The sequence below is a fragment of the Pseudomonas sp. 15C genome (genome assembly GCF_055484735.1).
On record NZ_JBUDGD010000003.1, the window covers coordinates 39,002 to 53,150 of the forward strand.

Sequence of the window (14,149 nt, forward strand, 5' to 3'; positions counted from 1 at the left end):
ACAAGCCGTGGCACACAGGCCGCGACAGGCTTATTCGGCGAGATCCTGCTCCTCAATGGTCTGGGTGTGGTTGGTGAATACACAGATGTCGCCGGCGATGCCGAGTGCAGTCTCGACGATCTCGCGGGCCGACAGGTCGGTCTTTTTGAGCAGGGCGCTGGCCGCGGCCTGGGCGAAGGCGCCGCCAGAACCCATGGCGATCAGGCCATCTTCGGGTTCGACCACGTCACCGTTGCCGGTGATGATCAGCGAGGCGTCCTTGTTGGCGACCGCGAGCATCGCTTCGAGGCGGCTCAGGGAACGGTCGGTGCGCCACTCTTTGGCGAGTTCGACGGCGGCGCGAATCAAGTGGCCCTGGTGTTTTTCCAGCTGGCCTTCGAAACGTTCGAAGAGCGTAAAGGCGTCGGCGGTGGCACCGGCAAAACCGGCGATGACCTGGCCGTGGTACAGGCGACGGACTTTTTTCGCGTTGCCTTTCATCACGGTATTGCCGAGAGAAACCTGGCCGTCGCCGCCCATGACGACTTTGCCGTGACGGCGGACTGAAACGATGGTGGTCAAGGGAAGAGTCTCCACACAGCGGGGCGAAAGTGCCTTATGCCCATTCATATGGGGGTGCTGGAGAGGATTTCAACCGGGGAGGGTGCGGAGGGACGAACGGCGGGGACTGATCAGGGATATGTGGTGTTGCAAACATTGCCTTCGCGAGCAGGCTCGCTCCCACAGGGACAGCGTAATTCCTGTGGGAGCGAGTCTGCTCGCGAAGAACGATGACGCGGTGACTCTGACGAAATCAGCGGCTCTGGCGTTGTTGTAACAACAGGTTGCTGAAGCCGGCGCCGGCCAGTTGCTTCTGCGCGGTGGTCAGTTGTTCACGGTTGCTGAACGGGCCGACCAGAACGCGGTACCAGGTTTCGTCTTTTACCGTGCCGGATTCAACCGCCACCGCCTGGCCGAGCAGAATGATCTGCGCGCGCACCTTGTCAGCGTCAGTCTCCTTGCGGAACGAGCCGGCCTGCAGGAAGAACCTGGTCACCGGCGCCGCTTTGCTCACCGGTGGCGCGGGTGGCGGAGTAATCCCGGCCAGTGCGGCCTGAGCGCGCGCGGTGTCGATCTTCGCCGCTTCCGCCGGGGTGACCGGCGTGGTCGGGATGGCCGGCACTTGTGGCGTCGGCAGGGTCTTCTCCGGAACGGCATCCGGCGGCACGATCACTTCCGATTCCGGCAGCAGCGTATAGAAGTCGTATTTCGGCTTGACCGGTTGCGTCGGGCTCGGCGGGGTCTTGTTGGCTTCGGCGATTTTCGTCGCTTTCTGCTGTTGCGCCTGCTCGACCTTCTCACGCTTGACCGTGTCGCTGCCCTTGCCCGGCTCCAGCTTCATCAAAAACACGATGAACGCGCCGACCGTCAGGCCGATGGCCATCCACAGCCAGCCCGGAATCGGTTGCTTCGCCGGAGCCTGATAGCGGCTGGCGCCGCGCTTGGGTGCAGGTTTTTTCTTGGCAGCCAACTTACATACGCTCCAGAGTTTCCAGACCCAACAGCTCCAGGCCTTGCTTGAGGGTGCGACCGGTCAGCGCGGCCAGACGCAGACGGCTCTGCATCCGGGCCGGGGTCTCGGCGGCGAGGATCGGGCAGTTCTCGTAGAAGCTGGAGAACAGGCCAGCGACGTCGTACAGGTAAGTGCAGAGAATGTGCGGCGTGCCTTTGTCGGACACGTTGTTGAGCACTTCACCGAACTGCGCCAGTTTCGCCGCCAGCTCCAGTTCATGCGCCGCTTCGAGGACGATCTGGCCGTCGACTTCGCTGAAATCCTTGCCCAGTTTGCGGAACACACCGGCAACGCGGGTGTAGGCGTACAGCAGGTACGGCGCGGTGTTGCCTTCGAAGTTCAGCATCAGGTCGAAGTTGAAGCTGTAGTCGCTGGTGCGGTGCTTGGACAGGTCAGCGTATTTCACCGCGCCGATGCCGACGACCTTGGCGATGTTGCGCAATTCGTCTTCGGCAAGCTCCGGGTTTTTCTCCTTGACCAGGCTGTAGGCACGTTCCTGCGCTTCGGTCAGCAGGTCGATCAGCTTCACGGTGCCGCCATCACGGGTCTTGAACGGACGGCCATCGGCGCCGTTCATGGTGCCGAAACCCATGTGTTCCATTTCCATCGGATGGGTGACGAAACCGGCCTTGCGCGCCACGGCGAAAACTTGCTGAAAGTGCAGGGCCTGGCGCTGATCGACGAAGTACAGCGCACGATCGGCTTTCAGCTTGCCACTGCGGTAGCGCACGGCAGCGAGGTCGGTGGTGGCGTACAGATAGCCGCCATCCGCCTTGACGATGATCACCGGCAGCGGATCGCCATCGGCATTCTTGAACTCGTCGAGGAACACGCACTGGGCGCCGTTGCTCTCGACCAGCATGCCCGCGGCTTTCAAGTCGTTGACCACATTGATCAGGTCATCGTTGTAGGCGCTTTCGCCCATCACGTCGGCCATGGTCAGTTTGACGTTGAGCAGTTCGTAGATCTTCTGGCAGTGCGACAGCGAGATGTCCTTGAACCGGGTCCACAGCGCCAGGCACTCGGCATCGCCGGCCTGCAGCTTGACCACCAGACCGCGGGCGCGGTCGGCAAATTCTGCGGACTCGTCGAAACGCTGTTTGGCGGCGCGGTAGAAGTTTTCCAGATCGGACAGCTCGTCGCTGGTGATCGGGTTTTCCTGCAGATAGGCCATGAGCATGCCGAACTGCGTGCCCCAGTCGCCAACGTGGTTCTGGCGGATCACTTCGTCGCCGAGGAATTCGAGGACGCGGGCCACGCCGTCGCCGATGATGGTCGAACGCAAGTGGCCGACGTGCATCTCTTTGGCCAGGTTCGGCGCCGACAGGTCGACCACCGTGCGCTGCGCCGGGCCGGCCTTGCGCACGCCGATATGGGCGTCAGCCAGCGCGGCATCGAGACGGTTGGCCAGCGCCTGGGTGTTCTGAAAGAAGTTGATGAAGCCCGGGCCGGCGATTTCCGCCTTGGTGACGTTCTCGTCAGCTGGCAGCGCGGCGATGATTTTTTCCGCCAGATCGCGCGGCTTCATGCCTGCAGGCTTGGCCAGCATCATCGCGATGTTGCTGGCGAAGTCGCCGTGAGTCTTGTCGCGGGCGTTTTCCACTTGAATCGCCGGCGACAGGCCTTCAGGCAACACACCTTCGTTGACGAGTTGGGTGAGGGCTTGTTGGATCAGCTGGCGAATGGTGTCTTTCATGGTCTTCTCTTTCGACCGCAAGCGCGGCGGGCGCATCGGTGCGCGGGTGGAAAAACTGGGCATTATCCGTGGCGAAGCCGGGCTTGCCAACCTTAGCAGGCTGGTTGTGGATATGTGGTGACAAATAGATCAATCAGTACAAGTCGACGGGATCGACATCCAGCGACCAGCGCACCGCCCGCCCGCTCGGCATCTGCTCCAGCGCGAGCAACCAACTGGCCAGCAACCGATGCAGCGGTGCCCGTGCCGTTGCCTGCAACAACAATTGCGCGCGATAACGCCCGGCGCGACGTTCCATCGGCGCCGGCACCGGCCCGAGCAGTTCGATGCCGCTCAGATTCAGTTCGCCGAGCAAGCGCTCAGCCTCGCTGCAGGCTTCATCAAGAAACCCTTCAGCCTGTCCAGGTTTGTGCGCTTCGGCGCGCAACAGCGCCAGATGGGCGAACGGCGGCAGTCCGGCGGCGCGGCGCTCGCTCAACGCCTGTTCGGCAAAGGCGAAGTAACCCTGTTCGGTCAGCTGCACCAATAAAGGATGATCGGCCAGGTGCGTCTGAATAATCACTTTGCCCGGCTCTTCCGCCCGTCCCGCACGACCTGCGACTTGAACGATCAACTGCGCCATGCGCTCGCTGGCACGGAAGTCGCCGGAAAACAGGCCACCGTCAGCGTCGAGAATCGACACCAGCGTCACCCGCGGAAAATGGTGACCCTTGGCCAACATCTGCGTGCCGACGAGGATGCACGGCTGGCCTTTCTGAATCGTCGCGAACAGCTGATTCATCGCGTCCTTGCGCGAGGTGCTGTCGCGATCGACGCGCAGCACCGGATAGTCCGGGAAAAGAATTGCCAGCCGTTCCTCCGCACGTTCGGTGCCGGCACCCACTGGGCGCAAGTCGACCTTGTTGCACTTCGGGCACTGGCGCGGGGTGCGTTCGACGTTGCCGCAATGGTGGCAACGCAACTCACCGTAACGCTGGTGCACGGTCATTCGCGCATCGCAGCGCGAACACTCGGACATCCAGCCGCAATCGTGGCAGAGCAAGGTCGGGGCAAAACCGCGGCGGTTGAGGAACACCAGCACCTGCTGGCCGTTGGCGAGGGTCTGGCCGATGGCTTGTTGCATCGGCCCGGAAATGCCGCTGTCCAGCGGCCGGCTTTTCACGTCCAGGCGCAGAAAGCGCGGCTGTTTGGCGCCGCCAGCGCGCTCGTTCAGGCGCAACAGGCCGTAACGCCCGGTGTAGGCGTTGTGCAGGCTTTCCAGCGACGGCGTGGCCGAGCCGAGCACGATCGGGATGTTTTCCTGGCGTGCTCGCACCAGCGCCAGATCACGGGCGTGGTAACGCAAGCCTTCCTGCTGTTTATAAGAGCCGTCGTGCTCTTCATCGATGATGATCAGCCCCGGGTTTTTCATCGGCGTGAACAGCGCCGAGCGGGTGCCGATAATGATGTCAGCCTCGCCATCGCGGGCGGCGAGCCAGGCGTCGAGGCGTTCACGATCGTTGACCGCCGAGTGCACCAGGGCGATGCGTGCATTGAAACGCTGTTCGAAGCGCGCCAGGGTCTGTGGACCGAGGTTGATCTCCGGGATCAGCACCAGCGCCTGTTTGCCGGCTTCGAGGGTTTCGCGGATCAGCTGCAAATAGACTTCGGTCTTGCCGCTACCGGTAACCCCGGCCAGCAGAAACGCGTGATAACTGTCGAAACCGGCGCGGATGGCTTCATACGCCGCGCGTTGTTCGCTGTTGAGCGGCAGTTCCGGTTGCGCCAGCCAGTGTTCATGGCGCGCGCCGGGGAGGTGGCGGCGGATTTCCACTTGCACCAGACCCTTGGCTAGCAGCAGGTCGAGGCTGTCCTTGCTCAGCATCAGTTTGCTCAGCAACTGATGGGCGACACCGTGCGGATGCTGGGCCAGCGTTGCCAGGGCTTCTCGCTGGCGCGGGGCACGAGCGATGCGCGGATCATCGAGGCTGGCGCCGGGGGCCGCCGACCAGAAACGCTCCTGACGGGCCTCGGCCAGTTCGCCCTGACGCAGCAGCACCGGCAACGCCCAGCTCAAGGTGTCGCCGAGGCTGTGCTGGTAGTACTGCGACGTCCACAGACACAGCTTGAACAGCGCCGGCGGCAGTGGCGCGGTGGTATCGAGCAGGGCCAGCGCCGGTTTGAGTTTCTCCACCGGCACTTCGCTGGTATCCGCGACCTCGACCAGAATCCCGATCATCTCGCGCCGCCCGAACGGCACCCGCAGGCGCATGCCCGGCTGCAATTGCTCACGCCGCACCCCGGCCGGCGCCCGGTAATCGAACAGGCGGCGCAGGGGCGAAGGCAAGGCAAGGCGCAGAATGGCGTCGGGCACGCGGGGGGATCTCTATCAGGGCGGTAGGACTCAGCGCATAACCCTGTAGGAGTGAGCCTGCTCGCGATAGCGGTTTGTCATTCAACATTTAGGTTGTCTGATATACCGCTATCGCGAGCAGGCTCACTCCTACAGTGGATAGCGTGTTGGGCCGGGAGCCTAGCAGACGGTCGGTCTCGGTGACAGCTTGCGCGATTGAAAAGGTCTGGTAGAATCCGCGGCCTAATTACGTGCGGTATTCAACAATAGTGTTGGGTGGCGGCACGCTAGCCTGAGGAAGACACCATGAAAGCCGAAATTCATCCGAACTACCCGGAAATCGCTGTTACCTGCAGCTGCGGTAACAAGTTCGAAACTCGTTCGACCTACGGCAAAGCCCTGGCGATCGACGTTTGCAACGAATGCCACCCGTTCTACACCGGTAAGCAGAAGACTCTGGACACCGGCGGCCGCGTGCAGAAGTTCGCAGACCGTTTCGCTACTTTCGGCGTCGGCAAAAAAGCCTGAGGCTGATCATTTTGGAAGGTCGTATCGACTTCTCCAGACTGATGAAAAAGGCGTCCCTTGCGGGCGCCTTTTTTGTGTCTGCGATTTGGCTATCGGGGGCACAGGCGTTCTGTCCAACACCTGCTGGGCTGATCAGCGTCAGCGTGCAGCGGGTAGTTGATGGCGACACGCTGCGCCTGAGCGATGGCCGCAGCGTGCGCATGATCGGCCTCAACACGCCGGAGCTGGGCAAGCAGGGTCGCAGCGACGAGCCGTTCGCCGTGGCCGCGCGCAAACGCCTCGAAGCCCTGGTGGCGGACAGCGACGGGCGTGTCGGCTTGCGTCCCGGCCAGCAGGGAAAGGACCATTACGGCCGTACGCTCGCGCATGTCTACAGTGCCAGCGGTGCCAATCTCGAAGCGCAAATGCTGGCTGATGGCCTCGGTTTCCAGGTGGCCGTTGCGCCGAACGTCGATCTGGTCGCCTGTCAGCAGGCCGCCGAAACCTCGGCGCGGCAGGCTGGGCGCGGCGTCTGGCGGCAACCGCCGGTACTCAAAGCACAACAGATTCAGCGTTCCGGCTTCGCCGTGGTCAGCGGGCGGGTGAGCAAGGTGCAGCGCAATCGCGGTGGAATTTGGATCGAGTTGCAGGACGCGCTTGTACTGCGCGTTGCACCCAATCTGGTCGGACAATTCGACAATGCCCGCTTGCAGGCGCTGAAAGGCCAGCAGATCGAGGCGCGCGGCTGGATCGTTGATCGCTCGCGGCGCGGCGGTTTGCAGTCGGGGCAGGCGCGCTGGCTGTTGCCATTGACCGATCCTTCGATGCTGCAGGGTTCGCGCTGAAGAAAAATTGTAGACATTTTTCGCATCGATTGTGAACAGTCCAGCCCTTGTGCGCCGTGGCTCTTGGCCCAAAGTCGTAGGGCAGGGCGCTTGACAGTGGTGACTGCCCAGTCTTGTGGGGACTTTGCGAGGCGCGTATCCTCGCTGACCAGTCTGTCCAACAGTAAAAAGCGGAATGCCAAAATGTCTGATCTGAAAACTGCCGCTCTCGAATATCACGCCAATCCTCGTCCGGGGAAGCTGAGTGTCGAGCTCACCAAGGCCACTGCTACCGCTCGCGACCTGTCGCTGGCGTACAGCCCCGGCGTAGCTGAACCAGTGCGTGAGATCGCCCGCGATCCCGAACTGGCCTACAAGTACACCGGCAAGGGCAACCTGGTTGCAGTGATTTCCGATGGCACCGCGATTCTCGGCCTGGGCAACCTCGGCCCATTGGCTTCCAAGCCCGTGATGGAAGGCAAGGGCGTGCTCTTCAAGCGCTTCGCCGGTATCGACGTGTTCGACATCGAAGTCGACTCGGAAAGCCCGCAAGCCTTCATCGACACGGTCAAGCGCATCTCCATCACCTTCGGCGGCATCAACCTCGAAGACATCAAGGCACCAGAGTGCTTTGAGATCGAGCGCGCGCTGATCGAACAATGCGACATTCCGGTATTCCACGATGATCAGCACGGCACCGCGATCGTTACCGCGGCCGGCATGATCAACGCCTTGGAAATCGCTGGCAAAACCCTGCCAGAAGCGAAGATCGTCTGCCTGGGCGCCGGCGCTGCGGCCATCTCCTGCATGAAATTGCTGGTGAGCATGGGCGCGCGCATCGAAAACATCTTCATGGTTGACCGTACCGGCGTGATCCACTCCGGCCGTGACGACCTGAACCAGTACAAAGCCGTGTTCGCCCACGCCACTGAGAAGCGCAGCCTGGCTGACGCACTGGCAGGCGCTGACGTGTTCGTCGGTCTGTCCGGCCCGAACCTGCTGAGCGCTGAAGGCCTGCTGTCGATGGCACCGAACCCGATCGTGTTCGCCTGCTCCAACCCGGACCCGGAAATCTCCCCGGAGCTGGCTCACGCCACCCGTAGCGACGTGATCATGGCCACCGGCCGTTCGGACTACCCGAACCAGGTCAACAACGTGCTGGGCTTCCCGTTCATCTTCCGCGGTGCCCTGGACGTTCGCGCCAAGCGCATCAACGAAGAAATGAAAGTCGCGGCCGCCAACGCCCTGCGCGAACTGGCCAAGCTGCCGGTGCCACAGGACGTCTGCGATGCCTACGGTGGTGCTCCGCTGGAATTCGGCCGTGAGTACATCATTCCGAAGCCAATGGACAAGCGCCTGATCACCCTGATCTCCGACGCTGTGGCTAAAGCGGCGATCGAGACCGGTGTGGCAACTCTGCCGTATCCGAAGAACTACCCGCTGAAAAGCGTGGATGACGTGTTCAACGGCTAAGTCGCTGTAACGCTTCAAGCGAAAGCCCCGGCTCGTGAGAGTCGGGGCTTTTTTGTTGGTCAGAAACAACCCTCACCCTAACCCTCTCCCAGAGGGAGAGGGGACAAATTGCGGGATGCTTGGGAGCTACGTCGACACTGAAAGTGTTCTGCCGAATCCATAATCGACACAGCACTTTCAGGTTAATGGGAGCCTCCAGACACCCCGATCAGTCCCCTCTCCCTCCGGGAGAGGGTTAGGGTGAGGGGCTCTTGATCCTCTGGCAATAAAAAGCCCCGCACTTCTCACGAAGGCGGGGCTTTTCAATGGCTGCCGGATCAGAACAAATCGATCGGCGCCTGTTCATCCGCCGGTAGCGGGCTGCCCGGTACGACGCCGTTGCCCAGCTCATTCATCGACGGTGGGGAGTCCTCAGCCTTGAACAGCTCGAAGTACGCGCCCGGTGTGCTCGGCGACGCTGCACGGCCACTGACCGGGTCCACGCGCAGGCTGAGGATGCCTTCCGGTTCTGGCTGGACATGCGGTGGCTTGTCCTTCAGTGCGGCCGACATGTAATTCATCCAGATCGGCAGCGCCACAGTGCCGCCGAACTCGCGGCGGCCGAGGCTTTCCGGCTGGTCGAAACCGGTCCACACCGTGGTCACGTAATCGGCGTTGTAACCCGAAAACCACGCATCTTTCGATTCGTTGGTGGTACCGGTCTTGCCAGCGATGTCGCTACGGCCCATGGCGAGGGCGCGGCGGCCGGTGCCGAGCTTGATCACGTCCTGCAGCATGCTGTTGAGGATGTAGGTAGTACGACCATCAACAATCCGCTCGGCCACGGCTGGCGCTTGAGGCACTGCCTGATTGCCTGGCGCTTCGCCGGGAGCCGGTGCGGCATTGACTGTGAACGACTCGGTGTCCGGCGCGGCGATACCGTCCGTCGCCGAGCCACCTTGCGGAACAGTCGGCGGGTTGGCCACGAACAGCGTGTCACCGTTGCGGCTTTCGATCTTGTCGATGATGTACGGGGTGATCTTGTAACCGCCGTTGGCGAAGGTACTCCAGCCGGTGGCAATCTCCATCGGCGTCAGGGTTGCGGTACCCAGTGCCAGCGACAGGTTCGGCGGCAGGTCCTGCTTGTTGAAGCCGAAGCGGGTGATGTAATCGATGGTTTTACCCACGCCCATCGCCTGCAGCAGGCGGATCGATACCAGGTTACGCGACTTGTACAGCGCCTCGCGCAGACGGATCGGACCGAGGAAGGTGTTGGTGTCGTTCTTCGGACGCCAGACCTTGTCCAGGTACTCGTCGACGAACACGATCGGCGCATCGTTGACCAGGGTTGCAGCGGTGTAGCCACTATCCAGTGCGGCGCTGTAGACGAACGGTTTGAAGCTCGAACCCGGCTGACGCTTGGCCTGCATGGCGCGGTTGTAGTTGCTCTGCTCGAACGCGAAACCACCGACCAGCGAACGGATCGCGCCGTTCTGCGGATCCAGCGACACCAGCGCACCTTGCGCCTGCGGGATCTGGCTGAACTTCAGCAAGTTGTCTTTCTGGCGCTGCACGCGAATCAGATCGCCAACCTGCGCGACGTCCGCCGGCTGACGCGGATTGGCGCCCATGCTGTTGGTGTTGAGGAACGGTCGCGCCCACTTCATGGTGTCCCAGGCGACATGTTCTTCGCCGGTGCGGGTCAGCACTTGCAGGCCGTTCTTGTCGACCTGAGTGACGATCGCCGGCTCCAGACTGCTGATGGTGCGTTGCTTGGTCAGTTCGCTGGCCCAGGCTTCGCGGGTCTTGCCCGGCAGACGCGACTCGGGGCCACGGTAACCGTGGCGCTGGTCGTAGGTCATCAAGCCTTCGTGCAGCGCGGTGTTGGCCATTTCCTGCAGGTTGCTCGGCACCGTGGTGGTGACGCGGAAACCCTCGGTGTAGGCGTCGCTGCCGTAGCGGCCAACCATTTCGGCGCGGGCCATTTCAGCAATGTACGGCGCGTTCACTTCCGGGGTTGGTACGTGGTAGCTGGCGTTCAGCGGCTCGTTGATCGCAGCGGTGTAATCGGCCTCGGTGATCTTGCCGAGCTTGTACATGCGCCCCAGGATCCAGTCGCGGCGCTCTTTGCTGCGCGCCGGGTTGGCCAGCGGGTTGAAGCGCGACGGGGCTTTCGGCAGGCCGGCGATCATCGCCATCTGCGCCAGGCTGACGTCGCGAATCGATTTGCCGTAATACACCTGCGCCGCCGCCTCGATGCCATAGGCGCGGTTGCCCAGATAGATCTTGTTGACGTACAGCTCGAGGATCTCGTCCTTGGTCAACTGCCGTTCGATCTGCAGGGCCAGAAGAATCTCTGTGGTTTTACGCGAGAAGCTGCGTTCGCTGGTGAGGAAGAAGTTCTTCGCCACCTGCATGGTGATGGTGCTGCCGCCAGACTGGATGTGCCCGCTTTTGACCAGTTGCGTTGCGGCGCGCATCAGGCTGCTCGGATCGACGCCGTAGTGGTTGGCGAAATTGTCGTCTTCAGCACTTAGTAACGCATTAATGAAATTGGGCGGAATGTCGGCGAAACGGATCGGTGTGCGGCGCATTTCGCCAAACTCTGCGATCAACTTGTCATCGCTGCTGTAGACGCGAAGCGGAATCTGCAACTGAATGCTTCGCAGAGCCTCCACAGACGGCAAACCCGGACTAAGGTAAAGAAACGCGCCGCTGAGACCTAATAGCAGTCCGCAGAAAACGGCGACGATGGACCAACCGAAAAATTTCAGCAGACGAATCAAGGCTTTTGGACATCCAGAGCAAAGAATGAATTTGGCGACGGGGTTCCGGTAACACACAGAACGGTCCGCGCGGGCAGTAAAAAGCGGAAAAAAACGCTGGGCATTATAAGCACTTTTCCGCAGGGGGCGTCATTTGCGCTTCTGTCAAGACGGGGTGAAGGAACGCAATGCGTATTACAGAGTCCGTAACTCACGGAAAGTCATAGGGAATTGGTAGTGCTGGGACTCTTCAATAAAAAAGCCAATACATTACTGGGGATCGACATCAGCTCCACGTCAGTGAAGCTGCTGGAACTGAGCCGTCAGGGCGAGCGCTACCGGGTCGAGGCCTACGCCGTCGAGCCCTTGCCGGCCAGCGCGGTGGTCGAAAAGAACATCGCCGAACTCGAAGGCGTCGGCCAGGCCCTCAGTCGCGTGCTGAGCAAGGCGCGCACCGGGCTCAAGGGCGTGGCGGTGGCGGTGGCCGGCTCGGCGGTGATCACCAAGGTCATCGAAATGGACGCCGGGCTTTCCGACGACGAGCTGGAAAACCAGCTGAAGATTGAGGCCGACCAATATATTCCCTACCCGCTGGACGAAGTCGCCATCGACTTCGAAGTCCAGGGCGTGTCGCCGCGCAATCCCGAACGAGTCAATGTCCTGCTGGCGGCCTGTCGCAAGGAAAACGTCGAAGTGCGCGAGGCAGCGTTGGCCCTGGCCGGGCTGACGGCGCGCGTGGTGGACGTCGAAGCTTACGCGCTGGAACGCTCATACGCTTTGCTGGCGACGCAACTGGCGGCATCCCAGGAGCGCCTGACCGTGGCCGTGGTCGACATCGGCGCGACGATGACCACCCTCAGCGTCCTGCACAACGGCAAAATCATCTACACCCGCGAGCAATTGTTCGGCGGTCGGCAACTGACCGAGGAAATCCAGCGGCGTTACGGCCTGACCGTCGAGCAGGCCGGGCTGGCGAAAAAACAGGGCGGTCTGCCCGATGATTACGTCAGTGAAGTCCTGCAGCCGTTTCGCGAGGCGCTGGTGCAGCAGGTGTCACGCTCGCTGCAGTTCTTCTTCGCCTCCGGGCAATACAACGCCGTCGATCACATCCTGCTGGCGGGCGGCACAGCCTCGGTGCCGGGTCTGGATCGCTTGATCGAGCAGCGCCTGAACACGCCAACGCAAGTGGCCAACCCGTTTGCCGATATGTCTTTGAGCAGCAAGGTCAATGCCGGTGCGCTGGCCAGCGATGCGCCGGCATTGATGATCGCCTGCGGGCTCGCGCTCAGGAGTTTCGACTGATGGCGCGGATCAACCTTTTACCCTGGCGCGAGGAGCGCCGCGAAGAGCGGCGCAAACGCTTTCTGCTGGCATTGACCGGCGTGCTCGTCGGTTCGATCGGTGCGGTGCTGATTGCCGATCAGATCATCAGTGCCGCCATCGACCGGCAAGTGGCGCGCAATGACTACATCAGCAAGCAGATCGCCGTGGTCGACGAGCGGATCAAGCAGATCAGCGAACTCAAGGCACGCCGCCAGCAGTTGGTCGAGCGCATGCGCATCATCCAGGACTTGCAGGGCAACCGGCAGATCAGCGGGCGAATCTTCGACCAGTTGGCGCGCACGCTGCCGGACGGTGTGTATTTCACCGAAGTGAAAATGGCTGGCAAAGCCCTGTCGATCAGCGGCGCTGCGCAATCCAATAATCGCGTCTCCGACCTGATGCGCAACCTGGAAGCATCGGACTGGTTCGATGCGCCGAGCCTCAACGAAGTCAAAGCCACTACTGCCGGACAAGTCGATCAGGCCAACACCTTTGAGCTGACCGTGCGCCAGACCCGGCCCAAGACTGCCGAGGACGACCAATGAAGCCGTCCGAATGGCTGGAAAGCCTGCGCAGCGTCGATTTCAACGACCTCGATACCAGCAACATCGGTTCCTGGCCGGCGGCGGTGAAGTTCATTGCCGGCGCGCTGTTGATGGTGCTGGTATTGGCGCTGGGCTATAACTTTTTTCTCAGCGACCTGGAGAATCAACACGACCTCAAGCGGGAGGAGGAGCTGACGCTCAAGGAACAGTTCGCCAGCAAGGCGCGCCTGTCGGCCAATCTCGAGCTGTACACCCAGCAGATGAAGGAGATGGAAAATACCTTCGGCGAGTTGTTGCGGCAGTTGCCCAGCGACACCGAAGTGCCGGGCCTGCTCGAAGACATCACCCGCACTGGCCTGGGCAGCGGCCTGGAATTCGAAGAGATCAAGTTGCTGCCGGAAGTCACCCAGCCGTTCTACATCGAGCTGCCGATCCAGATCACCGTTACCGGCGCTTACCACGACCTCGCCACGTTCGTCAGCGGTGTAGCCGGATTGCCGCGCATCGTTACCCTTCACGATTTCGACCTCGCACTCGCCAACAAGGAGGGCGGGCCGAAGCTGCGCATGAGCATCCTCGCCAAGACGTACCGCTATAACGACAAGGGGCTGCAGAAATGACCCCGATTCGTTACATGGCGTGGGCGATGACGCTGCTCGCTTTGGGCGGGTGTGGTGGCAGCGACGACTTCAGTGATCTCGACGCCTACATGAATGAAGTGCGCCTGCGGCCGGCCGGCAAGATTGAACCAACGCCGACATTCCGGTCTTACCCGACATTCACTTACAGCGCAGCCAACCTGCGCAGTCCGTTTTCACCTCAGGTGCGGGTTGATCTGGCCGGGCGCAAACACGGCTCGCGCAACGTCAAGCCCGACCCCAACCGGGCCAAGCAGTACCTGGAAGGTTTCAACATCGAGCAGTTCGAGATGGTCGGCACGATTGCCAATGCTTCGGGCTCGTTCGCGCTGCTGCGCGGGGCGGGCGGGGTGCATCGGTTGAAAGTGGGCGATTACCTGGGGCGCAACGACGGGCGCATCGTCGCCATCAGCGCGACACAGGTCGACGTCGTCGAAATCGTGCCCGACGGGCAGGGCGCCTGGCTCGAGCGGCCGCGCACCATTCCTTTGAAAGAGCACTCATAGTGGAAGTCG

At 61.8% G+C, this 14,149-nt stretch carries 13 protein-coding genes; 8 read left to right on the top strand and 5 right to left on the bottom strand.

Translation table 11 applies throughout. The annotated features are described in order from the left end of the window. Nucleotides 1-30: 30 nt before the first annotated feature. The 3 genes from hslV to argS all read right to left on the bottom strand — a co-directional run bounded on the left by hslV (nt 31) and on the right by argS (nt 3,248). Complete coding sequence (hslV, locus tag ACYYKW_RS02980) at nt 31-561, bottom strand: ATP-dependent protease subunit HslV (RefSeq protein WP_090280391.1); 531 nt, start codon at nt 559-561, stop codon at nt 31-33. Nucleotides 562-793: 232 nt separating this feature from the next. After that, on the bottom strand, nt 794-1,510 hold the full coding sequence (locus ACYYKW_RS02985; protein WP_090280395.1) for an SPOR domain-containing protein: 717 nt from the start codon (nt 1,508-1,510) through the stop codon (nt 794-796). 1 nt (nt 1,511) lies between these two features. After that, nucleotides 1,512-3,248 carry an arginine--tRNA ligase gene (argS, locus tag ACYYKW_RS02990; RefSeq protein WP_093105792.1) on the bottom strand — a complete coding sequence of 579 codons (1,737 nt, stop codon included), beginning with the start codon at nt 3,246-3,248 and terminating at the stop codon, nt 1,512-1,514. Between argS and ACYYKW_RS02995 the strand changes: the two genes are divergently transcribed. After that, a complete protein-coding gene (locus ACYYKW_RS02995; RefSeq protein ID WP_269458769.1) occupies nt 3,247-3,369 on the top strand; it encodes a hypothetical protein in 123 nt (40 codons plus the stop codon). The two genes, argS and ACYYKW_RS02995, sit on opposite strands and share 2 nt — an antisense overlap. 12 nt (nt 3,370-3,381) lie before the next feature. On the opposite strand, the gene ACYYKW_RS03000 is transcribed toward ACYYKW_RS02995, so the two are convergent. After that, a complete protein-coding gene (locus ACYYKW_RS03000) occupies nt 3,382-5,601 on the bottom strand; it encodes a primosomal protein N' (protein ID WP_093105787.1) in 2,220 nt (739 codons plus the stop codon). A 285-nt stretch (nt 5,602-5,886) separates the two neighbouring features. On the opposite strand from ACYYKW_RS03000, the gene rpmE reads away from it, so the two are divergent. The 3 genes from rpmE (at nt 5,887) to ACYYKW_RS03015 (ending at nt 8,384) form a co-directional block, all read left to right on the top strand. Then, the gene (rpmE, locus tag ACYYKW_RS03005) at nt 5,887-6,108 is read left to right on the top strand and encodes a 50S ribosomal protein L31 (RefSeq protein WP_016772055.1); all 222 of its coding nucleotides are present in this window, start codon (nt 5,887-5,889) and stop codon (nt 6,106-6,108) included. 41 nt (nt 6,109-6,149) lie between these two features. Then, on the top strand, nt 6,150-6,932 hold the full coding sequence (locus ACYYKW_RS03010; RefSeq protein WP_464989445.1) for a thermonuclease family protein: 783 nt from the start codon (nt 6,150-6,152) through the stop codon (nt 6,930-6,932). A 183-nt stretch (nt 6,933-7,115) separates the two neighbouring features. Beyond that, complete coding sequence (locus tag ACYYKW_RS03015) at nt 7,116-8,384, top strand: malic enzyme-like NAD(P)-binding protein (RefSeq protein WP_093105782.1); 1,269 nt, start codon at nt 7,116-7,118, stop codon at nt 8,382-8,384. A 317-nt stretch (nt 8,385-8,701) separates the two neighbouring features. Here the strand turns inward: ACYYKW_RS03015 and ACYYKW_RS03020 are convergent, their stop codons facing one another. Further along, nucleotides 8,702-11,146: a penicillin-binding protein 1A gene (locus tag ACYYKW_RS03020; RefSeq protein ID WP_464989446.1), complete on the bottom strand. Its 2,445-nt coding sequence runs from the start codon at nt 11,144-11,146 to the stop codon at nt 8,702-8,704. A gap of 219 nt (nt 11,147-11,365) precedes the next feature. Between ACYYKW_RS03020 and ACYYKW_RS03025 the strand changes: the two genes are divergently transcribed. Genes ACYYKW_RS03025 through ACYYKW_RS03040 form a run of 4 tightly spaced genes read left to right on the top strand, consistent with a single transcriptional unit; the run spans nt 11,366 to nt 14,140 of the window. After that, nucleotides 11,366-12,430 carry a pilus assembly protein PilM gene (locus tag ACYYKW_RS03025; RefSeq protein WP_093105773.1) on the top strand — a complete coding sequence of 355 codons (1,065 nt, stop codon included), beginning with the start codon at nt 11,366-11,368 and terminating at the stop codon, nt 12,428-12,430. Next, nucleotides 12,430-12,996, top strand: coding sequence for a PilN domain-containing protein (locus ACYYKW_RS03030; protein ID WP_090280422.1), 567 nt, complete (start codon nt 12,430-12,432; stop codon nt 12,994-12,996). The genes ACYYKW_RS03025 and ACYYKW_RS03030 overlap by 1 nt, the downstream gene beginning before the upstream one ends. After that, the gene (pilO, locus tag ACYYKW_RS03035) at nt 12,993-13,616 is read left to right on the top strand and encodes a type 4a pilus biogenesis protein PilO (RefSeq protein WP_464989374.1); all 624 of its coding nucleotides are present in this window, start codon (nt 12,993-12,995) and stop codon (nt 13,614-13,616) included. The genes ACYYKW_RS03030 and pilO overlap by 4 nt, the downstream gene beginning before the upstream one ends. Continuing rightward, the gene (locus ACYYKW_RS03040) at nt 13,613-14,140 is read left to right on the top strand and encodes a pilus assembly protein PilP (RefSeq protein ID WP_464989375.1); all 528 of its coding nucleotides are present in this window, start codon (nt 13,613-13,615) and stop codon (nt 14,138-14,140) included. Before pilO ends, ACYYKW_RS03040 begins: the two co-directional genes overlap by 4 nt. Nucleotides 14,141-14,149: the final 9 nt, after the last annotated feature.